Source organism: Geodermatophilus sp. DSM 45219 (genome assembly GCF_900104025.1).
In the GTDB taxonomy this organism is placed as follows: Bacteria; Actinomycetota; Actinomycetes; order Mycobacteriales; family Geodermatophilaceae; genus Geodermatophilus.
In genome coordinates, this window is the sequence record NZ_FNIQ01000001.1 from 680,537 (window position 1) to 706,075 (window position 25,539).

Annotated in this window: 22 protein-coding genes; 9 read left to right on the forward strand and 13 right to left on the reverse strand. The window is 73.1% G+C overall.

Annotated features, from left to right (window positions below; all coding sequences use genetic code 11):
- Nucleotides 1-22: 22 nt before the first annotated feature.
- The 4 genes from BLR12_RS03340 to BLR12_RS03355 all read right to left on the reverse strand — a co-directional run bounded on the left by BLR12_RS03340 (nucleotide 23) and on the right by BLR12_RS03355 (nucleotide 4,679).
- Nucleotides 23-1,201 carry an aminotransferase class V-fold PLP-dependent enzyme gene (locus BLR12_RS03340; RefSeq protein WP_091373374.1) on the reverse strand — a complete coding sequence of 393 codons (1,179 nt, stop codon included), beginning with the start codon at nucleotides 1,199-1,201 and terminating at the stop codon, nucleotides 23-25.
- A complete protein-coding gene (locus BLR12_RS03345) occupies nucleotides 1,198-1,926 on the reverse strand; it encodes a tryptophan 2,3-dioxygenase family protein (RefSeq protein ID WP_091373377.1) in 729 nt (242 codons plus the stop codon). Before BLR12_RS03345 ends, BLR12_RS03340 begins: the two co-directional genes overlap by 4 nt.
- Nucleotides 1,927-1,940: 14 nt before the next feature.
- Nucleotides 1,941-3,242 (reverse strand): ATP-grasp domain-containing protein, encoded by a 1,302-nt coding sequence (locus BLR12_RS03350; RefSeq protein ID WP_091373379.1) that lies wholly within the window; start codon nucleotides 3,240-3,242, stop codon nucleotides 1,941-1,943.
- A gap of 69 nt (nucleotides 3,243-3,311) precedes the next feature.
- Nucleotides 3,312-4,679: a hypothetical protein gene (locus tag BLR12_RS03355; protein WP_218120519.1), complete on the reverse strand. Its 1,368-nt coding sequence runs from the start codon at nucleotides 4,677-4,679 to the stop codon at nucleotides 3,312-3,314.
- A 274-nt stretch (nucleotides 4,680-4,953) separates the two neighbouring features.
- On the opposite strand from BLR12_RS03355, the gene BLR12_RS03360 reads away from it, so the two are divergent.
- The 4 genes from BLR12_RS03360 to BLR12_RS25615 all read left to right on the forward strand — a co-directional run bounded on the left by BLR12_RS03360 (nucleotide 4,954) and on the right by BLR12_RS25615 (nucleotide 10,257).
- On the forward strand, nucleotides 4,954-5,436 hold the full coding sequence (locus BLR12_RS03360; RefSeq protein WP_218120520.1) for a MarR family winged helix-turn-helix transcriptional regulator: 483 nt from the start codon (nucleotides 4,954-4,956) through the stop codon (nucleotides 5,434-5,436).
- A gap of 567 nt (nucleotides 5,437-6,003) precedes the next feature.
- A complete protein-coding gene (locus BLR12_RS03365; RefSeq protein WP_091373384.1) occupies nucleotides 6,004-7,347 on the forward strand; it encodes a hemolysin family protein in 1,344 nt (447 codons plus the stop codon).
- Nucleotides 7,344-8,444: a hemolysin family protein gene (locus BLR12_RS03370; protein WP_091373386.1), complete on the forward strand. Its 1,101-nt coding sequence runs from the start codon at nucleotides 7,344-7,346 to the stop codon at nucleotides 8,442-8,444. The genes BLR12_RS03365 and BLR12_RS03370 overlap by 4 nt, the downstream gene beginning before the upstream one ends.
- Nucleotides 8,445-9,549: 1,105 nt before the next feature.
- Entirely contained in the window at nucleotides 9,550-10,257 is a 708-nt protein-coding gene (locus BLR12_RS25615; protein WP_369803436.1) for an alpha/beta hydrolase family protein, read from the forward strand.
- A gap of 145 nt (nucleotides 10,258-10,402) precedes the next feature.
- Here BLR12_RS25615 and BLR12_RS03380 read toward each other — a convergent pair whose 3' ends face one another.
- Both BLR12_RS03380 and BLR12_RS03385 read right to left on the reverse strand, forming a co-directional pair.
- A complete protein-coding gene (locus BLR12_RS03380) occupies nucleotides 10,403-11,458 on the reverse strand; it encodes an aspartate-semialdehyde dehydrogenase (RefSeq protein ID WP_091373391.1) in 1,056 nt (351 codons plus the stop codon).
- On the reverse strand, nucleotides 11,455-12,723 hold the full coding sequence (locus tag BLR12_RS03385; protein WP_091373393.1) for an aspartate kinase: 1,269 nt from the start codon (nucleotides 12,721-12,723) through the stop codon (nucleotides 11,455-11,457). The genes BLR12_RS03380 and BLR12_RS03385 overlap by 4 nt, the downstream gene beginning before the upstream one ends.
- Before the next feature lie 73 nt (nucleotides 12,724-12,796).
- Between BLR12_RS03385 and BLR12_RS03390 the strand changes: the two genes are divergently transcribed.
- Entirely contained in the window at nucleotides 12,797-14,389 is a 1,593-nt protein-coding gene (locus tag BLR12_RS03390) for a phospholipase D family protein (protein ID WP_091373395.1), read from the forward strand.
- A 6-nt stretch (nucleotides 14,390-14,395) separates the two neighbouring features.
- Here BLR12_RS03390 and BLR12_RS03395 read toward each other — a convergent pair whose 3' ends face one another.
- Nucleotides 14,396-15,175: a hypothetical protein gene (locus BLR12_RS03395; RefSeq protein WP_176832316.1), complete on the reverse strand. Its 780-nt coding sequence runs from the start codon at nucleotides 15,173-15,175 to the stop codon at nucleotides 14,396-14,398.
- 219 nt (nucleotides 15,176-15,394) lie between these two features.
- Here BLR12_RS03395 and BLR12_RS24240 point away from each other — a divergent pair, with 219 nt between their 5' ends.
- The 3 genes from BLR12_RS24240 (at nucleotide 15,395) to BLR12_RS03410 (ending at nucleotide 18,727) form a co-directional block, all read left to right on the forward strand.
- Complete coding sequence (locus tag BLR12_RS24240) at nucleotides 15,395-16,036, forward strand: helix-turn-helix domain-containing protein (RefSeq protein WP_176832317.1); 642 nt, start codon at nucleotides 15,395-15,397, stop codon at nucleotides 16,034-16,036.
- 178 nt (nucleotides 16,037-16,214) lie between these two features.
- Nucleotides 16,215-17,960, forward strand: a complete 1,746-nt coding sequence (gene leuA / locus BLR12_RS03405; protein WP_255363262.1) for a 2-isopropylmalate synthase — start codon at nucleotides 16,215-16,217, stop codon at nucleotides 17,958-17,960.
- Between the two features lie 29 nt (nucleotides 17,961-17,989).
- Complete coding sequence (locus tag BLR12_RS03410) at nucleotides 17,990-18,727, forward strand: VOC family protein (protein ID WP_091373403.1); 738 nt, start codon at nucleotides 17,990-17,992, stop codon at nucleotides 18,725-18,727.
- On the opposite strand, the gene mnhG is transcribed toward BLR12_RS03410, so the two are convergent.
- Genes mnhG through BLR12_RS03440 form a run of 6 tightly spaced genes read right to left on the reverse strand, consistent with a single transcriptional unit; the run spans nucleotide 18,715 to nucleotide 25,066 of the window.
- On the reverse strand, nucleotides 18,715-19,128 hold the full coding sequence (gene mnhG / locus BLR12_RS03415; protein WP_091373406.1) for a monovalent cation/H(+) antiporter subunit G: 414 nt from the start codon (nucleotides 19,126-19,128) through the stop codon (nucleotides 18,715-18,717). The two genes, BLR12_RS03410 and mnhG, sit on opposite strands and share 13 nt — an antisense overlap.
- Nucleotides 19,125-19,454: a monovalent cation/H+ antiporter complex subunit F gene (locus BLR12_RS03420; protein WP_091373408.1), complete on the reverse strand. Its 330-nt coding sequence runs from the start codon at nucleotides 19,452-19,454 to the stop codon at nucleotides 19,125-19,127. Before BLR12_RS03420 ends, mnhG begins: the two co-directional genes overlap by 4 nt.
- Nucleotides 19,451-20,011 (reverse strand): Na+/H+ antiporter subunit E, encoded by a 561-nt coding sequence (locus BLR12_RS03425; RefSeq protein WP_091373411.1) that lies wholly within the window; start codon nucleotides 20,009-20,011, stop codon nucleotides 19,451-19,453. Before BLR12_RS03425 ends, BLR12_RS03420 begins: the two co-directional genes overlap by 4 nt.
- A complete protein-coding gene (locus BLR12_RS03430; RefSeq protein ID WP_091373414.1) occupies nucleotides 20,008-21,705 on the reverse strand; it encodes a Na+/H+ antiporter subunit D in 1,698 nt (565 codons plus the stop codon). The genes BLR12_RS03425 and BLR12_RS03430 overlap by 4 nt, the downstream gene beginning before the upstream one ends.
- A complete protein-coding gene (locus tag BLR12_RS03435) occupies nucleotides 21,702-22,193 on the reverse strand; it encodes a Na(+)/H(+) antiporter subunit C (protein WP_091373418.1) in 492 nt (163 codons plus the stop codon). Before BLR12_RS03435 ends, BLR12_RS03430 begins: the two co-directional genes overlap by 4 nt.
- Nucleotides 22,190-25,066, reverse strand: a complete 2,877-nt coding sequence (locus BLR12_RS03440) for a Na+/H+ antiporter subunit A (protein ID WP_091373421.1) — start codon at nucleotides 25,064-25,066, stop codon at nucleotides 22,190-22,192. The genes BLR12_RS03435 and BLR12_RS03440 overlap by 4 nt, the downstream gene beginning before the upstream one ends.
- Nucleotides 25,067-25,320: 254 nt before the next feature.
- Between BLR12_RS03440 and BLR12_RS24245 the strand changes: the two genes are divergently transcribed.
- Nucleotides 25,321-25,488 (forward strand): hypothetical protein, encoded by a 168-nt coding sequence (locus BLR12_RS24245; protein ID WP_176832318.1) that lies wholly within the window; start codon nucleotides 25,321-25,323, stop codon nucleotides 25,486-25,488.
- Nucleotides 25,489-25,539 lie beyond the last annotated feature (51 nt).

Below are 25,539 nucleotides of genomic sequence, written 5' to 3' on the forward strand. Positions count from 1 at the left end.
CACTTCTGCTGTAGACATAGCCTCACCGGGGGGTCGGGTGGATGTTGGATTCAGGCCGCTGAGCGCGGTAGGCAGCAATGGCAGCGCAGGCGGCCTCCACATCCGCGGTGTCGTTGTAGAAGTGAAAGGACAGGCGGAGCAGGTCGCCGCGTGGGCTGGCGATGACCCGCCGTCTGGCGAGGAAGGCGGCCAGGCGCACGGGATCGCGATCCTTGATGGCGATGTGTGCACCGCGCTGACCAGGGGGAGCTGCCTGGACTCGTTCCCCGGCCGCGGTCAGCTGATCCGTCGCCAGCATGCTCAGACCGAGCACGTGATCCCGGACGTTCACCAGGTCCAGGCTGCTGATGAGCCGGAGGCCGGCGGCGGCCGCGTAGCAGGCGGGCACCGCTGGGGTGCCCGTTTCGAACTTTCGGGCTTCCGGCGGGAAGTCGAGCTGGTCCGGAGTGAACGAGAAGGGGTTCACCCGACCGAACCAGCCCGTCAGGACCGGTGTGCGGTCGACCAACTCCGGCGACTTGACGTAGAGGAAGGCCACGCCCGGCAACCCGAGTAGGTACTTCATGGACCCGGCGACGAGGAAGTCACAGCCCAGTTCAGTCACGTCCACTGGCTGCACCCCGACTGCCTGATAGGCGTCGACGATGACCCGTGCCCCGAGTGCGTGTGCGCGGTCAGCGATATGGCGGACCGGCCAGCGACGGGCATCGCGGTAGTCGACGAGCGGCACCGATACGAGTGCGGTGCGCTCATCGAGGTGCTGGGCCTGCTCGTCAGGTGAGGCCGTGAACGTGATGTCGGCGCCGTTGTGCTGCTGCGCGAGCCAGACGTGCCCCAGGGACGGGAACTCGACCCGACTCGTGACCAGCCGAGGTCGGCGCGACCAGTCGATCGTTGAGGCGATCTGATAGGCGCCCACCGAAGCGTTCGGGACTACAGCCACCTGTTGCGGCCTGGCGCCGATGAGACTGGCGAAACGACCGCGCGCCTCGGTGACCTGGTCCTCGAACCGTCCCCATGGCGCCCCCTCGGACGCCATGTCCGCGAGCATTGCTTCCATCGCCGCGTCCAGGTCGACGGATCGGGCGCCCAGGCTGCACGAGGCGAGGTGTGCGGTCTGCGCAAGGGCAGGGAAGCGGGCGCGGAAAGCAGCAGCGTCCACGGCCGACGCCGGCCGCGTGCCGACGAGCGATGCCCTCATGCGTCGGCCGCTGCCTGGTCCGCTCCCAGGGGGCCGCGGCGCGTCAGGTCGGCTCGCACCTGCCACAGCTCGGGGAAGAAGCGGTGAGCAATGAGTCTGGTCAGCACCTCCTGTACCGGGGTCCCCTGCGTCCCCACCACGTCATGGCCGATGATGAGCGTTATCACCTTGTAGTGGCGGACTCGCCAGATCGAGACCCGTTCGTCCCACTCGATCAACGCCTCGGCCAAAGTGACGACGGGATTGTGCCCGCCGTCCTGGTACATCTGGGTCAGGTTCAGCTCGCGCTCCTGCAGAAGGGCGCCGAAAGCCTGACCGAGAGCGCGGCTGTGCCGCTGTACGGCTCGCCACCCGGGAGAGTCCGCACCGGAGCCGTGTCCCAGGACGGTACGGATGGTCTGGAAATCCCAGGGGGACAGATGGCGCAGCATCTCCAGCTGCTCGGTCACCAGCTGGACGGACAGCGCGGCCCGCCTCAGGAGGCTGGTGGCTTGCTCGAGGTGCCCCTCCCTGATCGCGGCGGTGGCCGTCTCGACTTCGGCGCAGGCGAGTTTCAGCCACAACTCGGTCGACTGGTGCACGACCTGGAAGAGCAGCTCGTCACGGTGGACGACCTCGTCCGGCGACCGCTGCAGGGCGAGCAGGCTGTCCGTGCGCATGTAGCGCGCGTAGTCATTGGCACCCTCACCCGAGAGCACCTGGGTCTTGTAGTCCTTGGGCAACATGGGTCCTTGGAGTCTCAGGCGGGCACCGGCGCCGGGCCCCCGGCGGTGGGGACGGACGTGGCCTCACGGTCGGTTGCGGGCAGAGCCGAGCCGCTGACCCGAAAGCTCGAAGCGGTGGCGACTATTGCTCTCTCAACGGCGGCACTATTGGAACCACGGAAGCGGAACCGCCCGCCGACGTGCTCGTAGTAGGCGTCTGCAGCAGGCAGGATCTCGCCCGGGGCCAACAGTGATTCGGCGTACGGCCCAGGCGAACTCCCGAGCATCGAGGTCGCCTCGGTGATCACACACGGGCGCGCGGCCGGCGCCGGTGCGAGCAACCAGCCACCGACCTCGTTCGGGACCGTTCGCTGGGGTGGAGGAGCCGGCGGCAGCCCGAGCTGGATGCGTAGCGCGCTCGCCATCAGGTCGTAGCCGTGGAGTTCTCGCCAGATGAAGGGGATCTCAGCACCGCCTACACGGGCACCGACCTCGAGGAAGGAACAGGAAACGGCGGGGGCATGGCGGTCAACGAACATCTCCAGGTGGAAGGCCGTTGGGTCGCGGGTCAGCGCCCGCAGGTAGTCGGTGGTGGCCTCCTGGATGGCTGACAGGACGATCGGGTCGTCTTCCTCCACCGATCCGAGGGCCGCGCCGCCGCGGAAATCCAGGCAGCTGTTGATGTATCGAGAAGCCCGCCAGACGAGCAGGCGGTCGCCGGCGAAGATCCCGTCGACGTGGAAGATCGGCCGGGGATCGAAGTCCTGGACCATCATGGGTCTGTCCGGCCAGACCAGCTCGTCGAGGTCGCGCTCGGAATCCAGTACGACGACGCCCTCGCTCGAACTTCCCATTCGAGGCTTGAGCACCACCGGCCAACCGGTGGCCCGGGCGAAGCGCAGCACCTCGCCCCGGGAGGCGGCACCCGACGTCCGAGGGGTCGGCAAGCCAGCCGCGGCCACCGCCTCGACCATCAGGAGCTTGTCGCGGAACCGCAGCAGATCGCAGGGGTGCTGACCAGCCAGGTGGCGGGCATGACGCAGCTCCGCCGCCACGAGCAAGTCGTCCTCTTTGAGCGCGATCAGGCCACCAACGGGCCCGTGGCGGTGTTCCAGCTGCTCCAGGGCGCCCGTGACCTGGGCCAGGTCGTCGGTTGCGGCGACGAGGGCGATGTCCGCGGCTTGATCGGGCACCGACCCCTGACCGACATCCGTCGTCACGTAGGTGACACGGTGCCACCGGTGGTCCAGGTAGGCGGCATAGTCGGCGTAGCGCTCGCGCCACCGGTTCATCACGACGATGTGCGACGGTTCGGTCAGTTCCTGCGCCGTGATCATCAGCCCTCTCCCCCTTGGTCCGTGTGCTGGCTTCCGGTCAGCCGGTCCGCGGATGACCGTGATCGACGGTCAGATACGGGCGGCATCGCCATCTGGGCTCTCCCGCGCCATGGAGTAGGTGAAGACACAGGTGCCGCGGGTTCCCGGATTCGAATAGGACACGACCGCGCCGTCCTCCGGACGCAAGGCGCGGACAAAGGCCCCGGCATATCCCTGCTGGTCGACGAAGACGCCCCAGTTGGCGACCCAATCGCGGACGGTGCCGTCCTCGGGATCGAAGACCGGCTCCGGCACGGGGTTGATGCGCTGTTGGACGACCGTGTCCGGCGCGGCGCTGTGGAGCGCGGACTGCCAGGTGCGCTCATCGACCGCCCAGCCGGGGACCGTACCGGTTCCGCCGTAACCGACCCCCGGCTTGATCAGCAGAGACGACTGGTCCGCGCGGCAGCGTTCGACGACTTCCTCGTGGTCTGCAGCAGTGACGAGCAACCGCGTCCAGGGCACGATCCGGTCGACCAGCAGCCGCTCGTCGTTCGTGTAGGTGGCACGGGTCTGCGGGTCGTGCAGCAGCGCCAAGGCCGCCTTGCTGGCGTACAGCCCCGCCTCTAGTGGCGTGAAGAGCCTGGTTCGTCCCGACTCGTGGGCGCGCACCACGGCGTCCAGCAGCTCTGACCCGCTCGGGTCGTCAGCCAACTCCCCCGCCACGAAGTACCGCAGGACCACGTCGAGCGGTCGGCCGTGGAGTAGCAATTTGCCGTTGCGCTCACCGAGCTCGTGGATCTCGCCGAGCAACAGGTCCACGCCGTGGAGGCGCATCGCCTCCTGGAGGGCGCTGAAGACGTGGCGGTGACCCGCCAGGCCTCCACGGCTCTCGATCAGCGCGACGGTGGGCTCGTCCGCCAGGCCCGCAGAGCGGGCCGCCTCGCGCAAGGCCGTGGCGACCCGGGACGCGGTGTCGATGAAGCCCAGGCCCATGCGGTCGCTGAAGCGCTGCACCGACGCGACTTCGAGGTAGGACCGGTTCAACTGTGCCGCGTCGGTACCGCCGAGCTCGCTCCCGAGATTGAACTCGAGCAACCGGAACGCGGTGCCATCGTGATAGGCGTCCACGCGGCCGTGCAGCGGAGGCTCACCCGTTGCGCCGTGGAGGGCCAGGGCGGTGAGCCGGGGGTCGAGCCGGACAGCGGCGCAATAGGCACCGAGGTCGCCGCCGAAGAGACGATGCGGCAACGACACCAGCAGGTCGAAGACCGCTGACAGATCCGCCGCGAACCCTTCCAGCTCCTCGTGAGGGGCCAGCACGGGGCGGTCGAGCAGGAGCTCGCCGTAGGAGCCGGCGTAGGTCTCCGGCAGGCGAAGTTGCCGGGCCGCGGTCGCCAGCTGCGACCCCGGCTGCTGGCACGCGGCCAGGTACTGGGTGGTGGCCTGGTTGGGCACGGGCGGTTCCTTCCGTACTGCAACCGAACAGTGGCGGACACTCGATGAGGTCCATGTGGCAATGCGTAGTCGAATTTGTACGGCGAGTAGCGGCTGATGGGCGACGTGTGTGCAGTCGGTCGAGCGCTGGCGGGTCGATCGGGCTGCCTGGTCAGCGCCGCACCTGCAGGCGCGGCATCCTCGGCCAGTCACCCTCCGTGACGGGTTGACGTGTCAATCGGAACGATGGTGTAGCGCAGTTGACATGTCAAGCCCGGTCCGAGACGCTCGTCCAGTGGCCGATGAGGTGCCCGATGGGACAGTGCCGCGCTGGCTCGACGACGAAGAGCAGCACGCCTGGCTGGCCTATCGGCACATGACCCGTCAGCTGGAGGCGCACCTGGCTCGCAGGCTCTCCGGTGACAGTGGCTTGTCGATGCAGGACTATGACGTCCTGTCGGCCTTGACCGACCCGCCGGAGCGACGTCTCTGTCTCAAGGATCTCGGCAACCACCTGCTGTGGTCCCCATCCCGGCTCTCGCACCACCTCGACCGGATGCAGCGCCGTGGACTCGTGAGCCGTGTCGAGTGCCCCGATGGGCGGGGGAATGACGTCGTCCTGACCGCACGAGGTCTCGATGCCATCGTGGCTGCTGCGCCGACGCACGTCGCGGCCGTGAGGGCTGCCTTCATCGACGTGGTGTCGCCTGAGGACCTGGCAGTGCTGGGCCGGCTGAGCACCACGGTGCTGGCAGGGTTGCGGTCCCGCTCCGGGTAGCCGTCCTGCGGTCGCCGTCCCGCCTGCCGGCAGACGTCTCCCGATCGACGGAGATCCATGCCCGCACCTCGACGGCCACCGTGGTGCAGCGGCCGCCTTGCCGCAGGCTGTTCAGGCAGCAGACCGTCCGACTGGAGACGAGCCGTGATGGCTCGCTCTGTGATCCACGAGAAGACCGGCCGGCGCTGGAGGCCGGTCGACGGAAACCACGAGACGGCAGCGACGAGCGAGCCCGTCACGAGTGAGCAGAACCCTCGTGGTCGAGCAGGGAACGTCAGGACGACGGCTCCGGGAGCCACGATCGCCCGCAGTCCGGACTCGTTCAGCCGTCCCGGGACCGGGGGTCGCACTGGTTGACTGATTCCGATCCCCGCCGGGACCGCTGGGTGCAGGCGGCCGCGCGGCGGACTCGTCCAGGCCCGTTGCCGAGACGTCGAACACCGTGCCACGGGCTCGACGCTGCTCAGGAGCCGCGAGGCGGTCCCTGAGTCGTCCCCCGGCCCGGGACGGGTGTCGGCCCGCCCACGTCCCGGTTGGCCCGGCTCCCGATCGGGCACCGGGCCCCCGATGACCGAGTGGTTGCTCCTCCTCGCCGCCGTGGTGCTCACGGTGATGACCGGCTTCTTCGTGGCCGCCGAGTTCTCCCTGACGACGGTCGACCGGGGGCGGGCGGAGCAGGCCGCGGCCGCCGGCGACCGCGGGGCCGGTGGCGTCGTCGCGGCGCTGCGCACGCTGTCCACCCAGCTCTCCGCCGCCCAGCTCGGCATCACGGTCACCACGCTGGTCGTGGGCTACCTGGCCGAACCGGCGCTGGGCCAGCTGCTGCGCAGCCCGCTGGAGGCGGCCGGCCTGCCCGGCGGCTGGGTCACCGGCGTCTCCTACGGCCTGGCGCTGGCCCTGGCCACCACGCTGCAGATGCTGCTGGGCGAGCTCGGTCCGAAGAACCTGGCGATCGCCCGCCCGCTGCCGGTCGCCGCCGCCGTCGCTCCCGGGATGCGCGCGTTCACCCGGGTCACCGGCGTCGTCGTCCACGCGCTGCAGGGGCTGGCCAACGCGATCGTCCGGCGGCTGGGCTTCGAGCCGCGCGAGGAGCTGGAGTCCGCGCGCGGGGCCGACGAGCTGGCCTCCGTCGCCCGCCGGTCGGCCGAGGAGGGCGACCTCTCCCCCCGGGCGGCCCGGCTGCTGGAGCGCTCGCTCGCGCTGCGGGACAAGGTCGCGGCCGACGTCATGACGCCGCGCACGCGGATGTGGGCGCTGGACGCGGCCGCCACCGCCGCCGACGTGATCGCCGCGGCGGTCGCCTCGGGCAGTTCTCGCTTCCCGCTCTACGGCGGCGGCATCGACGAGGTCACCGGGCTGGTGCACGTCAAGCACGCGGTCGCGGTCCCGGAGGAGCGGCGGTCCGCCGTCCCGGCCGAGGAGCTCGCCGTGCCGATCCTCGCCGTCCCGTCGCTGCTGAGGCTGGAGCGGCTGCTCGACCTGCTGCGGGAGGAGGGTCTGCAGATGGCCCTCGTGGTCGACGAGTGGGGCGCCACGCAGGGCGTGGTGACGCTGGAGGACATCGTGGAGGAGCTGGTCGGCGAGATCGCCGACGAGACCGACCGGCCGCTGCGCACGCTGCGCCGGCTGGACGACCGGACCTGGCTGCTCTCCGGGCTGCTGCGCCCCGACGAGGTGCGCGAGCGCACCGGCGTCCCGGTGCCCGAGGGCCGCTACGAGACCCTCGGCGGCTACCTCGCCGAGCAGCTGCAGCGCCTGCCCGCCGTCGGGGACACCGTGCCCGTCGAGGGCGGCCGGCTGACCGTGGAGACGATCGAGGGACGGCGGGTGGCGCGGGTGCGTGCGCTGATGCGGGAGGGCTACTCGTCGGGTGCCACCGCCGTCCGGCTCGTCGAGGAGCCCGTCGCGTGAGCGACGTCATCGGCCTGCTGGTGCTGGTGGCCCTGCTGCTGGGCAACGCCTTCTTCGTGGCGGCGGAGTTCGCGCTGGTCACCGCCCGCCCCGACCAGCTGGAACCGCGCGCGGCGGCCGGCTCGGCGCGGGCCCGGAAGACCATCCGGGCGATGCGCAACGTCTCCCAGATGATGGCCGGCGCGCAGCTCGGCATCACGCTGTGCTCGCTGGGTCTCGGCGCCGTCGGCGAGCCCGCGGTGGCCCACCTGATCGAGGCGCCGATGGCCGCGCTCGGGGTGCCCGAGGGGCTGCTGCACCCGATCGCGCTGGTCATCGCGCTGTCGCTCGTGACCGTGCTGCACATGGTGCTCGGCGAGATGGTGCCCAAGAACATCACGATCGCCGGGCCGGACCGTGCCGCGCTGGTGCTCGGCCCCCCGCTGGCGGCCTTCGTCCGGCTGCTCGGGCCGGTGATCCGGCTGTTCAACGCGATCGCCAACGCCATGGTGCGCGCGGTCGGCGTCCAGCCCACCGACGAGGTCGCGGCCAGCTTCGACGAGTCCGAGATCCGCTCGATGATCGGCCAGTCGCGCCGCGAGGGGCGGCTCGGCAGCGAGGTGGGCGAGCTGGCCGCCGGCGCGCTCACCTTCGACCGGGACGACCTGGACTCGGTGCTCCTCCCGCTGGACCGGCTGGTCACGGTGCCGCGCTCGACGACGCCCCGCCGGCTGGAGGCGGTCGTCGCCGAGCACGGCTTCAGCCGCTACCCCGTCCGCGCGGAGGACGGCGCGCTGGTCGGGTACGTGCACGTCAAGGACGTCCTCGGGGTGGACGGCGGGGCGCGCGACCTGCCGATCGCCGACGAGCACGTCATCCCCTTCCCCCCGCTGGAACCGGGTGCGGAGCTGCCCGACGTGCTCGCCGCGATGCGGGACGCCGGGGCGCACCTGGGCCGGGTGACCGACGGCGAGCGCACCGTGGGCCTGGTCGCCCTCGAGGACGTGCTGGAGCGGCTCGTCGGCGACATCCGCGACGCGGCCGCCGAGACGCACCGCCGGCTGGCGGACCCGGTCCGGGGCGGCGCCGGAGCCGGTGCGGGCGCCGGGGGAAGATGAGGCGGTGAGTGCCGAGCCGACGTCCCCCGCCCTCTCCGCCGAGGTCACCGCCCGCTGGCGGGCCCGCTTCCGGGCCCCCCGGGTGAGCCTCCCGGACTGGGCGCTGGAGGCACCGCACCGCAACCTGTACGCCTCCGACGTCAGCGGCGTCGTCGAGCAGTACGCGTGGGACCGCACCACCGACGCCCACCGGCAGGCGACCGACCGGGCCAACGGCACGCTGATCGGCACGCTGAGCCCGGACGGCGAGACGATCTGGTGGTTCGCCGACACCGACGGCGACGAGTTCGGCGTCTGGATGACCCAGCCCTTCGCCGGCGGGGAGGACCGCGTCGCCGTCCCCGAGGTCGGCCCGGCCTACCCGGCCGGGCTGGAGGTCGGCACGTCCGTGGTCGCCATCGGCCGCTCCACCGACGACGGCTCCGAGCTGTGGCTGGCCCCGGCCGGCGGCACCCCGCGGGTGGTCTACCGGCACGCGGACCCGGCCTCGGTCGACTCGCTCACCCACGACGGGGACCTGCTGGTCATCTCGCACTCCGAGCACGGCGACCCGCGCTACCCGGCGCTGCGGGTGCTGCGGACCGACGCGGCCACCGAGGACGCGCCCGCCGTCGTCGCCGAGAAGTGGGACGGCGAGGGCCGCGGGCTGCACGCGCTGGAGTTCGCCCCGCTGCCCGGCGACCGCCGGCTGCTCGTCGGCCACGAGCGCCGCGGCCGCGAGGAGCTGCTGGTCTGGGACGTCGCCACCGACACCGAGAGCGAGGTCGTGCTGGACCTGCCCGGCGACGTGACCGCCGGCTGGTACCCCGACGGGTCGGCGCTGCTGGTCGGGCACGACCACGCCGCCCGCAGCGAGCTGTACCGCTACGACCTGGGCACCGGCGCGCTGGAGCGGTTGGACACCCCGCGCGGCGTCGTCCGCGGCGCCACCGCCCGCCCCGACGGTGCCGTCGAGCTGGCCTGGTCGAACTCCGAGCTGCCGCCGGTGATCCGGCGGGCCGACGGCCCGGTGGTGCTCGCCGCGCCCGGTGAGGAGCCGCCGGCGGCGTACCCGGTCGAGGACCGCTGGGTGCCCGGACCCGGCGGTGACGTGCACGCGCTGGTGGTGCGCCCGGCCGGCCCGGCACCGTACGCGACGGCGTTCCTGGTGCACGGCGGACCGGAGGCGGCCGACGACGACTCCTACCGTGCCCGCCGGGCGGCCTACGTCGACGCGGGGTATGCGGTCGTGCACGTGAACTACCGCGGGTCGACCGGCTACGGCAGCGCCTGGCGGGACGCGCTCACCGGCCGGCCGGGGCTCACCGAGCTCGAGGACGTCGCCGCGGTGTACGACGCGCTGGTGCAGGAGGGCTTCCTCGACCCGACGCGGGCGCTGATCTCCGGCGGGTCGTGGGGTGGTTTCCTCACCCTGCTCGGTCTCGGCACCCAGCCGGAGCGCTGGGCCGCCGGGATCGCCGAGGTGCCGGTGGCCGACTACCTGGCCGCCTACGAGGACGAGATGGAGGGCCTGCGGGCCTACGACCGGGCGCTGTTCGGGGGCTCACCCGAGGAGGTGCGCGAGGTCTACCTGCGGTCCTCCCCGATCACCTACGCCGAGGCCGTGAGCGCGCCGGTGCTCGTCGTCGCCGGTGCCAACGACCCGCGCTGCCCGATCCGGCAGATCGACAACTACCTGGCGCGGCTGACCGAGCTCGGCACGCCGCACGAGGTGTACCGCTTCGACGCCGGCCACGGCTCGCTCGTCATCGAGGAGACCATCCGCCAGGTCGAGGTCGCCCTGGACTTCGCGCTGCGCCACGTGGAGCCGTGACACTGCCGGCCTACCGGCCGGCACCGCGGCCAGGTGCCGTCCCCCAGCTGAACTGAGCCGACAGCCGTCCACCCTCGGGGGACCCTCCGGGCCCCCGCTCGGTCAGACCCGGCTACGCCGGTCCGTACCCCTGGGTGCTCGGCTCTCAGGCCTTCTGGTTGCGCAGGATCAGCTCGGCGATCTGAACGGTGTTGAGCGCCGCGCCCTTGCGCAGGTTGTCGTTGCTGACGAACAGGGCCAGGCCGCGGTCGCCGTCGACACCGGGGTCCTGCCGGATGCGGCCGACGTAGCTCGGGTCGCGGCCGGCCGCCTGCAGCGGCGTGGGGACGGCGGTGAGCTCCACGCCCGGCGCGGCCGCCAACAGCTCGGTGGCCCGCTCGGCCGTCAGCGGCCGGGCGAACTCGACGTTGAGCGACAGCGAGTGCCCGGTGAAGACCGGCACCCGGACGCAGGTGCCCGACACCCGCAGGTCGGGGATGCCGAGGATCTTGCGGCTCTCGTTGCGGAGCTTCTGCTCCTCGTCGGTCTCGGACGACCCGTCGTCGACGAGCGAGCCGGCCATCGGCAGCACGTTGAACGCGATCGGCCGCACGTACTTCACCGGCTCCGGGAAGGTGACCGCCGAGCCGTCGTGGGTCAGCTCCGCCGCCTTGTCGACGACCGCCTTGACCTGGGTGTCGAGCTCCTCCACCCCGGCCAGGCCGCTGCCGGACACCGCCTGGTAGGTGCTGGCGACGACCCGCACCAGCCCGGCCTCGTCGTGCAGCGGCTTGAGCACCGGCATCGCGGCCATCGTGGTGCAGTTCGGGTTGGCGATGATCCCCGTGCGGACCTCGCCCAGGGCGTGCGGGTTGACCTCGGCGACGACCAGCGGGACGTCGGGGTCACGGCGCCAGGCCGAGCTGTTGTCGATGACGGTCACGCCGGCCTCGGCGAACCGCGGCGCCTGCACCCGGGAGGTCGAGGCGCCGGCGGAGAAGATCGCGATGTCCAGCCCGGTGGGGTCGGCGGTGGCGGCGTCCTCGACGGTGATCTCGCCGTCCCCCCACGGCAGCGTGCTGCCGGCGGAGCGCGCCGAGGCGAAGAAGCGCAGCTCGCCGATCGGGAAGCGCCGCTCGGCGAGGATCTCGCGCACCACGGCACCGACCTGGCCGGTGGCGCCGACGATCCCGACCCGCAGCCCGTCGTTCGAGGAGCTCATCGTCCCGTCCCTCCGTAGACGACCGCCTGCTCCTCGTCGGTGCCGAGGTCGAAGGCGTCGTGCACCGCGCGGACGGCGAGGTCCACGTCGGTGTCCCGGCACACCACGGAGATGCGGATCTCCGAGGTGCTGATCAGCTCCAGGTTGACACCGGCGTCGGCCAGCGCGCCGAAGAAGCGCGCGGACACACCGGGGTGCGAGCGCATGCCCGCCCCGACCAGCGACACCTTGCCGATGTGCTGGTCGAAGGTGACGTCGGTGTAGCCGACGGTGTGCTGGACCTTCTCCAGCGCGGCGATCGCCGTCGGCCCGTCGCTCTTGGGCAGCGTGAAGGAGATGTCGGCGGTCTTGCTGGCCGACGTCGACACGTTCTGCACGATCATGTCGATGTTGATCTCCGCCTCGGCGAGCACCCGGAACAGCTGGGCGGCCTCGCCCGGCCGGTCCGGCACGCCGAAGACGGTGATCTTGCCCTCGGAGCGGTCGTGCGCGACGCCGGTGATGATGGCCTGTTCCACCGTGAGGTCCTCCATCGAGCCGGTCACCGTGGTGCCGGGGAGCTGGGAGTAGGAGCTGCGGACGTGCACCGGGATGCCGTAGCGGCGGGCGTACTCGACGCAGCGGAGCATGAGCACCTTCGCCCCGGAGGCGGCGAGCTCGAGCATCTCCTCGTACGTCACCGTGTCCAGCCGCCGGGCGTTGGGCACGATCCGCGGGTCGGCGGTGAAGACGCCGTCGACGTCGGTGTAGATCTCGCAGACGTCGGCCCGCAGCGCTGCGGCCACGGCGACGGCGGTGGTGTCCGAGCCGCCGCGGCCGAGCGTGGTGACGTCCTTGGTGTCCTGGCTGACGCCCTGGAAGCCGGCGACGATGACGATCGAGCCCTCGTCGAGGGCGTCGCGCAGCCGGCCGGGCGTGACGTCGATGATCCGCGCCCTGCCGTGGCTGGAGGTGGTGATCACGCCGGCCTGCGAGCCGGTGAACGACCGGGCCTCGTAGCCGTGGGTGTTGATCGCGATCGCCAGCAGGGCCATGGAGATGCGCTCACCCGCGGTGAGCAGCATGTCCAGCTCGCGGCCGGCCGGGTCGTCGGTGATCTGCGCGGCCTGGTCGAGCAGCTCGTCGGTCGTGTCGCCCATCGCGGAGACGACGACGACGACGTCGTCGCCGGCCTCCTTGGCCGCCACGATCCGCTCGGCGACGCGCTTGATGTGCGCAGCGGAGGCGACGGACGAGCCGCCGTACTTCTGGACGACGAGGGCCACGGGTCCACAGGCTACCGACGTCCCCGTGACGGCCGTGGTTGCGTCCCCGCAGGCGGGGCGTTGTGATCACCCGGTGGACGACGTGGAGCGCTGGCTGCTGACGGCCGAGGAGCGTGACAACCCGGCGTCCTCCCTGCCCGCCTACACCGAGGGGAACCTCGTCGAGGCGCTCGTGCACGGTGCCGCGTACTTCGACCGGCTGGTCGAGCGGGTCGAGGCGCTGGACGCCGGTGACCACCTCTTCTTCACCGACTGGCGCGGCGACCCCGACGAGGAGCTGCGCCCGGGCGGCCCCACCGTCGCGCAGCTGTTCACCGACGCGGTGCGCCGCGGGGTCTGCGTGCGCGGGCTGGTCTGGCGCTCGCACGTGGACTGGATGTCGTTCAGCGCGGACGAGAACCGGGCCCTGGACGACGAGGTCGAGCACGGCGGCGGCGAGGTGATCCTCGACCAGCGGGTGCGCCGCGGGGGCAGCCACCACCAGAAGCTCGTCGTCCTGCGGCACGACCAGGACGCCACCCGCGACGTCGCGTTCGTCGGCGGGATCGACCTGTGCCACAGCCGCCGGGACGACGCCGACCACGCCGGCGACCCGCAGTCGGTGGCCATGTCGGCGGCCTACGGGGAGACGCCGCCCTGGCACGACGTGCAGCTGATGCTGCGCGGGCCGACGGTCGGCGTGCTGGACACCGTGTTCCGCGAGCGCTGGGACGACCCGACCAACGCCGACTCCGGCAACCCGATCGCGTGGGTCCTCGACCGGCTGCGCGGCGCCCGGCTGGAGCCCACCCCGCTGCCGCCGCAGCTGCCGCCCCCGCCGCCGTGCGGTCCGCACGTGGTGCAGAACCTGCGCACCTACCCGGCGATCCGGCCGCCCTACGACTTCGCGCCGCGCGGCGAGCGGTCGGTGGCCCGCGGGTACTCCAAGGCGATCGAGCAGGCCCGTCGGCTGGTGTACCTGGAGGACCAGTACATGTGGTCGGCCGACGTCGCCCGGCTGTTCGCCGACGCGCTGGCCGAGAACCCCACGCTGCACCTGGTGGTCGTGGTGCCGCGGGTGCCGGACGAGGACGGCGCGCTCACGGAGCGGGCGCAGTACGTGGGCCGGTGGCAGGCGCTGGAGATGTGCCGACGGGCCGGCCGCGGCCGCGTGCACGTGTTCGACGTCGAGAACCACGAGGGGACGCCGGTCTACGTGCACGCCAAGGTCTGCGTGGTGGACGACGTCTGGGCCAGCGTCGGCAGCGACAACTTCAACCGGCGCTCCTGGACCCACGACAGCGAGCTCTCCTCGGCGGTGCTGGACACCACCCGTGACCCCCGCGAGCCGCGCGACCCGGCCGGCACCGGGGACGGCGCCCGCACCTTCGCCCGGGACCTGCGCCTGGAGCTCGCCCGCGAGCACCTGGACCGCGCGGCCGACGGCAGCGAGGACGGCGACCTGCTGGACCCGGACGCGTTCGTCGAGGCCCTCGATGCCTCGGCGGAGGCGCTCGACGCCTGGTACGCCGGCGGCCGCCGCGGCCCGCGCCCGCGGGGCCGGCTGCGCGGGCACAACCCGCCGCGGCTCTCGCTGCCCACCCGGCTGTGGGCGACGCCGTTCTACCGCCTGGTCGACGACCCCGACGGCCGCCCGCTGGCCATGCGGCTGCGCAAGGCGTTCTGAGCCCGGTCAGGCGTCGCGCGGCCTCCCGGCCAGCGCGTCGAGGAAGGCGTCGAAGCGCTCGTCCTCCGCGTGCATGACCCGGGACAGCTCGACCGTCGTCGGTGAGCCGTGCTGCTCCAGGTAGGCCGAGAACCGCTGGACGACCTCGTGGCCGAAGGCTTCTGCCAGCGCATCCTGGAGGTGTCCCATGGCGGCGTCCATGCGCTCGCCGTTCTCGTAGGCCGCTTCCACCTCCAGCCAGCCCAGGACGAGGTAGCTGTGCCGGCGGTGCGGCGACCGCCGCGCCAGCTGTGCCTGCTGCTCCTCGAACTCGGGGGTCCCCGGCTCGTACGCCGACCACATCCCGACGACGCCCTCGGCCACCAGGTGGGGCATCGGGTCCGGGCAGGGGTGGTGGGTCGTGAGGTGCAGGCGGTCCTCCCCCTCGAGGACGAAACCGTGCGGGGTGCGGTCGATCCCCACCAGTGCGGCGTCGAAGCTCAGGAGCAGGGCCTCGTAGGCGCGCGACCGCGGGTTCCCCCCGGGCCACCACTCGTCGACCACCGAGGTGCCCTGTTCGATCGCGTCCGCGAACTGCTGCTCGTCGAGGCGCAGCCGGTACGGGGGGTCGACCCGCTCCCCTCGATGGACCTCGACCAGCCACTCGACCGGCCGTTCGTCGACCCACGGGTCCTCCGGTTCACCCGGTACGGGACCCGTGACCACCGTGCCCGTCCGTCGCAGGTCATCGAGGAACCGGGCGAGGCCGTGACGGGAGTCGCCGTCCCCCGGGGTGGGCGCGGACATGGCCGCATGGTCGCACTCCTCCGTCCCGGAGGAGGTCTCGCACCAGCTGTGTCCCGGACAGTCGTGCTCTGCCCACACCGGTGGGCAGAGCACGAAGAGGACCGAGCAGTGTTCCTTCGCGGACAGTCGTGCTCTGCCCAGGACTGTGGGCAGAGCACGACCTTCCCCAGGGGGACACACCTGACCCCGGCCCGGCGTCCGAGGACCGACCCTGCGTTCGTGACCGACCCCGCCCACAGCGGCATGCTCCGGCGCATCCGTCGAGCCGCCGACCTGTCTCAGCGGGAACTCGCCGCGAGGATCGGGGTCTCCAAGTCAGCGGTCGCCGCCGCGGAGAGCGGGCGAGCGGGGCTGGACGTCCGGGCGCTGGCGCGGGCTGCCGAGCTGGCGGGGTTGCGGCTGGTGCTGGTCGATGCCGAGGGGCGGGAGGTCGTCGGCATGGGTCCCGACGCCGTCCGCGACCGGGGTGGCCGGCTGTTCCCGGCCCACCTCGACACCCGCTACGGCGACGAGGAGTGGTGGTACTCCCACCAGCACCACGGTCACGACCGCGAGCAGCCCTGGTACACGTTCGACCGCACCCGCTGGCTGCGGGACCGGGTCCGGGCGCGCGATGGCGTGCCCGAGGACCACCAGGTGCCGCGACCCGGCGACTCCCCGAGGCAACGGGCCGAGGCGCGCCGGGACGCGCACTGGCGCGCCGTCGCGGAGGAGCGACAGCGGCGCTTCCTGGCCGGCGAGTTCGCCGACGTCGACCCGGGTCTGACCTGCACCTGCCCACCGGAATGCGACGAGATCGACGACGGCAGCGGCCCGGCGAGGCACGCCGCCGATTGCGCGTGCCGCTGCGACCTCGGCTGAGCCGCTGCTACCGTTGGCCCGTGCGCGGCAGCCTCCTGCTTACCCGCCGCGGCGAGGCCCTCTCCTAGGTCGGCCCCCCTCGCCGCGGTGACCTGCCGTGACCGAGTGCGTCCCCGGCGCCGCTGCTGACCGCCCCCACCGGAGCTGAGTCCAGCCCGCGCCCAGAGGAGCGAGAACCGTGAGCAGGAACCTGAGCGAGAACCACCCGCACGTCCGGCACCCCCAGCAGCCGTCGCGGATGCCGATCTCCCGCTACGCCCCCTTCACCCCGGTCACCCTGCCCGACCGCACGTGGCCGGAGAAGGTCACCACCGTGGCCCCGCGCTGGTGCGCCGTCGACCTGCGCGACGGCAACCAGGCGCTGATCGACCCGATGACGCCCGACCGCAAGCGGCGGATGTTCGAGCTGCTGGTGCGCATGGGCTACAAGGAGATCGAGGTCGGGTTCCCGGCGGCGAGCCAGACCGACTTCGACTTCGTCCGCCAGCTCATCGAGGACGACCTGGTACCCGACGACGTCACCGTCCAGGTGCTCACCCAGGCCCGCGACGAGCTGATCGAGCGCACCTTCGAGTCCCTGCGCGGCGCGAAGCAGGCGATCGTCCACCTCTACAACTCCACGTCCACGCTGCAGCGGCGGGTCGTGTTCGGCTCCGACCGCGCCGGCATCGTCGACATCGCCGTCCACGGCGCGCAGGTGGTGCGCAAGCTGGCCGAGCAGATGGGCGACACCGAGGTCTTCTTCGAGTACTCCCCCGAGTCGTTCACCGGCACCGAGCTCGACTTCGCCGTCGAGGTCTGCAACGCCGTGACCGACGTCTGGGAGCCCACCCCCGACCGGCCGACGATCATCAACCTGCCGGCGACGGTCGAGATGGCCGAGCCCACGGTCTATGCCGACCAGATCGAGTGGATGCACCGCAACCTGGGCCGGCGCGACGCCGTCGTCCTGTCCCTGCACCCGCACAACGACCGCGGCACCGCCGTCGCCGCCGCCGAGCTGGGCTACCGCGCCGGTGCCGACCGCATCGAGGGCTGCCTGTTCGGCAACGGCGAGCGGACCGGCAACGTCGACCTGGTCACCCTCGGGCTGAACCTGTTCAGCCAGGGCATCGACCCGCAGGTCGACTTCTCCGACATCGACGAGATCCGCCGCACCGTCGAGTACTGCAACCAGCTGGGCGTGCACGAGCGGCACCCCTACGGCGGCGACCTGGTCTACACCGCCTTCTCCGGCTCGCACCAGGACGCGATCAACAAGGGTCTCAAGGCGCTGGAGGCCGACGCGGCGGCCGCCGGTGTCCCGGTCGAGCAGCAGCCGTGGGCGGTGCCGTACCTGCCGATCGACCCCAAGGACGTCGGCCGGACCTACGAGGCCGTGATCCGGGTGAACAGCCAGTCCGGCAAGGGCGGCGTCGCCTACATCATGAAGACCGAGAACCAGCTCGACCTGCCGCGCCGGCTGCAGATCGAGTTCAGCGCCGTCGTCCAGCGGCACACCGACGACGAGGGCGGCGAGGTGACCGCCCAGCAGATGTGGGCGGCCTTCACCAGCGAGTACCTGCCCGACGCCGATGCCCCGTGGGGCCGCTTCTCCCTGTCCGGCCACCGCCACCAGGCCCACGGCGAGCAGCTCGACGAGATGGTGGTCGAGCTCGTCGACGACGGGGTCCCGCTGACCATCGAGGGCCGCGGCAACGGCCCGATCGCGGCGTTCGTCGACGCCCTGCGGTCGGTGGACGTCGACGTGCGCGTGCTGGACTACGCCGAGCACGCCATGTCCGCCGGCGGCGACGCCCGCGCCGCGGCCTACGTCGAGTGCGCCGTCGGCGACCGCGTGCTCTGGGGCGTGGGCATCGACCCGAACATCGTCACCGCGTCGCTGCGCGCGGTCGTGTCGGCGGTGAACCGGGCCCAGCGGTAGCAGCAGGACCCCGCCGGAGGTCCCGCGCCATGGCCCTGCTGACCCCCTACCTGACCGTGCGCGACGCCCGCGCGGCGGTGTCCTGGTACGCCGACGCCCTCGGGGCGCACCTGGTCGGCGAGCCGTACGTCATGGACGACGACCGCATCGGCCACGCGGAGCTCGCCCTCGGCGGGGCGACGCTGTACCTCGCCGACGAGTACCCCGAGCTGGGCCTGGCCGGTCCCGACGACGGGCGGGTCAGCGTCTCGCTGGTCCTCCCGGTCCCCGACGTCGACGCCGCCGTCGACCGGGCCGCGGCGGCCGGAGCGACCGTGGAGCGGCCGCCGTCCGACGGCCCGGGTGGGCGCACCGGCGTCGTCCTCGACCCGTTCAGGCACCGCTGGATGCTGCAGACCCCGTCGTCCGCGGCCGCGGCACCCCGGCCGCCGGTGCGTCCGGGTGACGCGCTCTCCCTGACCCTGCAGGTGCCCGACGGCGCCCGGGCCCGCGACTTCTACGAGTCGGTGCTCGACTGGTCGGCGACCCCGGGCGGGGGAGCCGACGGCTGGCGGGTCGACGGCGCGGTGCCGGCGGTCGGCATCACCGGCGGGTCGGACGAGCCGGGCAGCGTGCCGGTGTACGCCGTCGACGACATCGAGGTCGCCGTCGCGGCGGTCCGGACGGCGGGCGGGCAGGCCGGCGAGGTCACCTCCGGCCCCTCCGGGCGGACGGTGGAGTGCCGCGACGACCAGGGGCTGCCGTTCCGGCTGGCTCAGCTGGACTGACCGGCCGACGGCCGCGGTGACCCGGGCGGGGCGTCGCCGGGCTCGTCGCCGCGGTGCCGGAGGTCCTGGTGGCCGGCGCCGCCGAACTCGTCGACCAGCAGCAGGTCGCGGCGGACGTGCCGGCGGCGGTAGGCCACCCGGCTGATCAGGTGGGCGCTCACCGGCGCGGTCAGCAGCTGGAAGGCGGCCACGAGCAGCAGCATCCAGGCGTTGGCCCAGCCGTCGAGCCGGATGGCGGCGCCCACCATGACCAGCAGGACGCCGAGCACCTGCGGCTTGGTGCCGGCGTGCATCCGGGACAGCACGTCGGGGAACCGCACCAGGCCCAGTCCGGCGGTGAGGCACAGGGCCGCACCGGCCAGCAGGCAGGCGGCGGCGATGACGTCGGCGAGCGCGCTCACGACCCGTTTACCCTCTCCTCGGCCGCGACCGGCAGGCCGACGTCCCGGCCGTCGCCGGTGCGCGAGCGCAGCAGCATCCCGCCGATGTAGCGGGCGACCGACACCGAGCCGACGAAGGCCAGCAGCGAGACGACGACCAGCACCGGGACCAGCGTCGGGTCCCGCACCAGCGCGGCGTGGACCGCGAGGCCGGCCGAGATGATGACCAGCAGCGTGTCGGTGGCGACCACCCGGTCCAGCAGCGAGGGGCCCCGGGCCAGCCGGGCCAGCGCCAGCAGCGCCCCTCCGCCGATCAGCGCGTACAGCGCGATGCCCAGGACCGTCACGGCGCCCGCACCTGCTCGTCGCGCTCGACGGCCGCGATGTCGTCGGCCGAGCCGAACGCCCGCGCCAGCCGGCCCTCCACGACCAGGACGTGGGCCTTCTTGCGCTCCACGTCCGCGAGGTCGCGCGCGGGCAGCAGGTGCAGGGTGATCACCCGCTGCTCCCGGTCGAGGTCGAGCACCAGGGAACCGGGGACGAGCGAGGTCGCCTCCGCGACCATCGTCAGCAGCAGGTCGGAGTCGACGCGCAGCTGCACCTGCACGATCGCCGTGCTCCGCACGCCGCCGGGGCGCAGGGTCTGCCAGGCGACCTCGGCACCGGAGACGACCAGGTCGGAGAGGAAGTGGCCGAGGAAGACCAGCAGTGGCAGCGGCCGCACCCGGGCGCCGCCGACCACGTGCGGCAGCGGGAGCAGGGCGAGCAGGACCAGGGCGACCACCAGGCCGGAGAGCAGGTTGGCCCAGGAGAAGGTGCCCCAGAGCAGCACCCACACCAGCACCAGCCAGGCGATCAGCGGGCCCTGGTACCGCAGCCGCGTCGCCGCGGGCTCGACGCTCACGGCACCTCCTCCGTCCCGAACACCGAGGTGACGTAGGGCGTGCGGTCCAGCAGGTCGCCCGCGGCCCGGTCGGCCAGGCCGTAGAGCGGCCCGGCCAGCCCGGTGAGGGACACGGTGAGCGCGACCAGCCCGGCCGTGGCACCCACCATGGTCCGGGGCAGCGGGCGCAGCGCCCGCACCGCGCCGGCCGCCGGCGCGACGTCGGGCTCGGTCGCCGTCGCCACCGCCGTGTGCCGTCGCCACGCGTCCTGCAGCGCGGTTCGCGGCCGGCCGTCGGCGGACGCCGCACCGTCCTCGACCGGCACCCCGTCCGGCCGGCGTCGCGAGGTGGCGTCGGCGGCCGCGGCCGCGGCGGACTCCTCCGCAGGCGGCTGGCTGGGGGACCGCCAGAAGGCACGGGTCCAGATGCGGGCGACCGCGAGCAGCGTCAGCAGGCTGGTCACCACCCCGCCGGCCACGAGCGTGAACGCCAGCGCGCTGCCCTCGGCGACCCCGGCCTGCAGCAGGCCGAGCTTGCCGATGAAGCCCGACAGCGGGGGGATGCCGGCCAGGTTCACCGCCGGCACGAAGAAGAGCACCGCCAGCAGCGGGGAGCGCCGGGCGAGGCCGCCGAGCCGGTCGACCGACGTCGTCCCGCCCTGGCGCTCGACCAGCCCCGCGACCAGGAACAGCGTGGTCTGGATGGCGATGTGGTGGGCGACGTAGAAGACCGCACCGGCCAGGCCGGCCGCCGTCCCCAGGGCGATGCCGAACACCATGTAGCCGATGTGGCTGACCAGCGTGAACGACAGCATCCGGCGCAGGTCGCTCTGCGCGACCGCGCCGAGGATGCCGATCAGCATGGTGGCCAGCGCGGCCCACATCAGCAGGTCGTCGAGGGCGCCGCCGGGGAACAGCAGGGTCTGGGTGCGGATGATCGCGTAGACGCCCACTTTGGTGAGCAGGCCGGCGAACACGGCGGTGACCGGGGCCGGTGCGGTCGGGTAGCTGTCCGGCAGCCACGCCGAGAGCGGGAAGACCGCGGCTTTGATCCCGAAGGCGATGAGCAGCATCGACTGCAGCAGCACCTGGGTGCCCTCGGGCAGCTCGCCCAGCCGGACGGCGAGCTGGGCCATGTTCACCGTGCCGGTCGCGGCGTACACCAGGCCGATCGCGGCGAGGAACACCAGCGAGCTGGTCAGGCTGACGATGATGTAGGTGATCCCGCCGCGGATGCGCGCCGCGGTGCCGCCGAGGGTGAGCAGCACGTAGGAGGCCATCAGCAGGATCTCGAAGCCGACGTAGAGGTTGAACAGGTCACCGGCGAGGAAGGCGTTGCTCACGCCCGCGACCAGCACCAGGAACGTCGGGTGGAAGATCGACAGCGGCGTCTCCTCCTGCCCGTCGGCCGCGCCCTGGCCCACGGCGAAGACCAGGACGCCGAGCGCCACGGTGGAGGCGACCACCAGCATCAGCGCCGAGAGGCGGTCCACGACGAGCACGATGCCCAGCGGCACCGGCCAGCCGCCGACGGAGACCGAGCTCGCGCTCTCGGCGTCGGCGACGAACAGCAGGGCCACGGAGACGCCGAGCACCGCGGTCAGCACCGCCACGCTGAGCGCCCGCTGGAACACCGGGTGCCCGCTGACGAGCAGCGCGCCGGCGGCCCCCAGCAGCGGGATCAGCACCGGCAGCGGAGCGAGGACCTCGGTCACCGGCGTCCGCTCCCCGCGGGCAGGTCGACGTCGTCGGCCAGCTCCTCGGCGTCCCCGGCCAGGCTGTCGGCGTGCCCGGCGATGCGGTCGTCGGGGGCCAGCTCGTCCGGGTCGAGCTCGTCGGCGTCCAGGGTGCGCCGGGCGGCGACGCGACGGTCCTCCTCGTCGGTGCCCACGACCTCCTCGCGCACCAGGCGCCAGGAGCGGTGGATGATCGCCAGCAGGAACGCCGAGACGCCGAAGGTGATGACGATCGCGGTGAGGATCAGCGCCTGCGGCAGGGGGTCGTTGATCTGCTCGGGGTCGGAGTAGCCGAGGATCGGCGCCAGCCCCGCCGGGCCGCCGCTGGACAGCACCAGCAGGTTGGTCGCGTTGCCGAGCAGCACGAAGCCCAGCAGCACGCGGGTGAGGCTCCGGTCGAGCAGCAGGTACACCCCCGCCGCGTAGAGCCCGCCGACCATCAGCGGCAGCACGATCGTCGGGGTCATCGCAGCACCATCTCCCCGGGGGCGAGCTCGACGGGGTCCTCCTGGTCCTCCTGGCGGTCGAGCTCCGCGCCCAGGCTGCGCAGCACGTCCAGCACCAGCCCGACGACGATGAGGTAGACGCCGATGTCGAAGAACAGCGAGGTCACCAGCTTGACGTCGCCGAGGACCGGCAGCGTGGTCTCCAGGATCGCCGTCTGCAGCACCCCGCCACCCAGCGCCAGACCGACGACGCCGGTGCCGCCGGCGAACAGCAGCCCGCTGCCCAGCAGCAGGCCGGGGGCCACCGGTGCGGCCTCGCCGAGCTCGTAGCGCCCGCCGGCCAGGTAGCGCAGCACCAGCGCGAGACCCGCGACCAGGCCGCCGGCGAAGCCGCCGCCGGGCTCGTTGTGCCCGGAGAACAGCAGGTACAGCGAGAACACCATGATCGTGTGGAACAGCAGCCGGGTGACCACCTCGAGCACGACCGAGCGGCGGGCCGGGTCGAGCGTCGCGGTGGCGGCCAGCCAGCGGTCCCGCGGTGCCCGGCGGGCCCGCTCGCGCCGCTGCGCGAGCTCGGTGCGGGGCGCGCGGTCCACGCCGCCGGTGCGCCGGCGCAGGAAGACCAGGCTGGCCACGCCGGTGGCGGCGACGACGAGCAGCGAGACCTCGCCCAGGGTGTCCCAGGCGCGGATGTCGACCAGGGTCACGTTGACGATGTTCTTCCCGCCGCCGAAGTCGTACGCCGGCCCGGGCCAGGCCTCCGACACCGGCGTGGCGGTCCGGGAGGACAGGGCGACGGCCCCGACGGCGGCCATGAACGCCCCGACGGCCACGGCGATCACCCCGCGGACGGCGCGCTCGCGGGGGCGGTGCCGCTCGCTGATGTCCTTGGGCAGCTTGCGCAGCACCAGCACGAAGACGACGAGGGTGAGCGTCTCGACGAGGAACTGGGTCAGCGCCAGGTCGGGGGCGCCCTGCAGCGCGAAGACGACGGCGAGGCCGTAGCCGGTGACGCCGACGACCAGCACCGCCGAGAGCCGCTGGCGGATGCGCAGGGCGAGCGCCGCGGCGGTGACCACGACCACGCCGACGACGGCCTGCACCGGGGTGTCCCAGGCCCGCCACTCCCCCGGCCAGGGGGCGCGGGTCAGCAGCAGCACCCCGGGCAGCGCCAGCACCGTGACCAGGATCGTGCCGAGGTAGGCCGGCAGCGATCCGCGCTGCGTGGTGCCGGTGACCAGCACCGAGAGCCGGTCGACGCCCTGCAGCACGTTCCAGTAGCCCTCGTCGGCCGAGGCGCCCACGGCCATCCGCCGCTGGAGGGTCTGCACCCGCCGGCGGCCGGCGAACAGCGCCGCACCGCCGGCGACGGTGAGCGCCGAGAGCGCCAGCGCCGGCTGCCAGCCGTGCCACAGCGCCAGGTGCTCGACCTCGGGGGCCAGCAGCGGCAGCGTCCCGGCGTAGCGGGCGACCAGCCCGTCGAGCAGCGGGCTGGCCGGGCCGAGGACCAGCCCGGCCAGCGCCAGCACGACGGGGGCGGCCAGGAACAGCGGCTCGGGGGCGTGCCCGACCTCGGTCTCCGCGCAGCCGGTCTTGCGGGCGAAGGCGCCCCACACGAAGCGGGCGGTGTAGGCGGCGGTGAGCACCGAGCCCGCCACCAGCCCGACGAGGACGGCGACCGCGGCGGTGCGGTCGGGCAGCCCACCGTCCAGCAGGGCGGTGAACGCCGCTTCCTTGCCGACGAAGCCCAGCAGCGGGGGCAGCCCGGCCATGGACGCCGCGGCGGCGGTGCCGACCACGGCCAGCAGCGGCAGCCGCCGGCCCAGGCCCGAGAGCCGGCGCAGGTCGCGGGTGCCGGTGGCGTGGTCGATGACGCCGACGGTGAGGAAGAGCGTGGACTTGAACAGCGCGTGCGCGATCGTCATGACCAGCCCCGCGGCGGCCAGCTCGTGGCTGCCCGCTCCCACCAGGGTGACGAGGAAGCCCAGCTGGCTGACGGTGCCGAAGGCCAGCAGCAGCTTGAGGTCCTTCTGGCGCAGCGCGCGGTACCCGCCGACGAGCATGGTGCTCACGCCGAGGCCCAGCACGAGCGGCCGCCAGCCGGGGACGTCGGCCAGCGCGGGGGCCAGCCGGGCGACCAGGTAGACACCGGCCTTCACCATCGCCGCGGCGTGCAGGTAGGCGCTGACCGGCGTCGGCGCCTCCATGGCCGCCGGCAGCCAGAAGTGGAAGGGCACCAGCGCCGACTTGGTGACCGCCCCGGCCAGCACCAGGACCGCGCCCCAGACCATGGCGGCGCCGCTCCCGGGGTCCGCGACGACCTCCGACAGCAGGAACGAGCCGCTGGCCTGGCCGATGAGGATCAGCCCGACCAGCATGGCCAGCCCGCCGGCGGTGGTGAGGATCAGCGCCTGGGACGCCGCCCGCCGCGCGGCCAGCCGCCGTCCCGACCCGCCGATCAGCAGGAAGGAGAAGACGGTGGTGAGCTCCCAGAAGACGTAGAGGAGCAGCATGTCGTCGGCGAGGACGAGGCCGAGCATGGAGCCCGCGAACGCGGTGAGGCAGCCGGCGAAGCGGCCGGTGCCCTCGTCGTCCGGGGTGAAGTAGCGGGCGCAGTAGACCAGCACCAGTGCCCCGACGCCGGTGACCAGCGCGGCGAAGGTCAGGGCCAGGGCGTCGAGCCGCAGCGCCACGTCGAGCTGGAGCACCGGGACCCACTGCAGCGTCTCGCGCGGCTCCGCACCGGCGACGACGGCACCGAGGCGCGACAGCACCCAGGCGAAGCCGGCGGCGGGCACCAGCGCGAGGGCCAGGAAGGCCTGCCGCCCCCACCACCGCACGAGAACGGGCGCCAGCACACCGGCGATCAGGTGGAGGAGCAGCAGAGCGAGCACGTGTCTCCGGGAGTCGATGGGCGGCTCGGGGACACCAGGGACGTCGGTCGACGACGGCCGGCGGTGACACCCAGACTACCCGGTGGGGAATCTCGGTCCGGCCCCGCTGCAGGGACCCGTTGCGAGCGGAGCGAGGGACGGGGCAGCGGGGTCCTTCCGCTACCCGCCCGGCCGGACCAGCCCGGACTCGTAGGCGAAGGCGACCGCCTGGACCCGGTCCCGCAGGCTACGCGGAGCTGGCCCGGGCCGGGGTCGTGAACTGGTGGCTGCTCGCCGCGCCCGTGGTCCCGCTCCTGGCGTCGATGGCGCTGCCCTTCGCGCCGCTGACCCACGCCGCCTTCGCCCTGCTCGGCGCCGTCCCGGCCGTCGTGGTGGGGCGGCTGCTGATCCGCCGCCACCGGGCCGAGGCCGCCGTCGCCTGACCCCCGGCGACGGTCTGCCCTGCGACGCTCGTGTCCTGCCCGCTCCGGCGG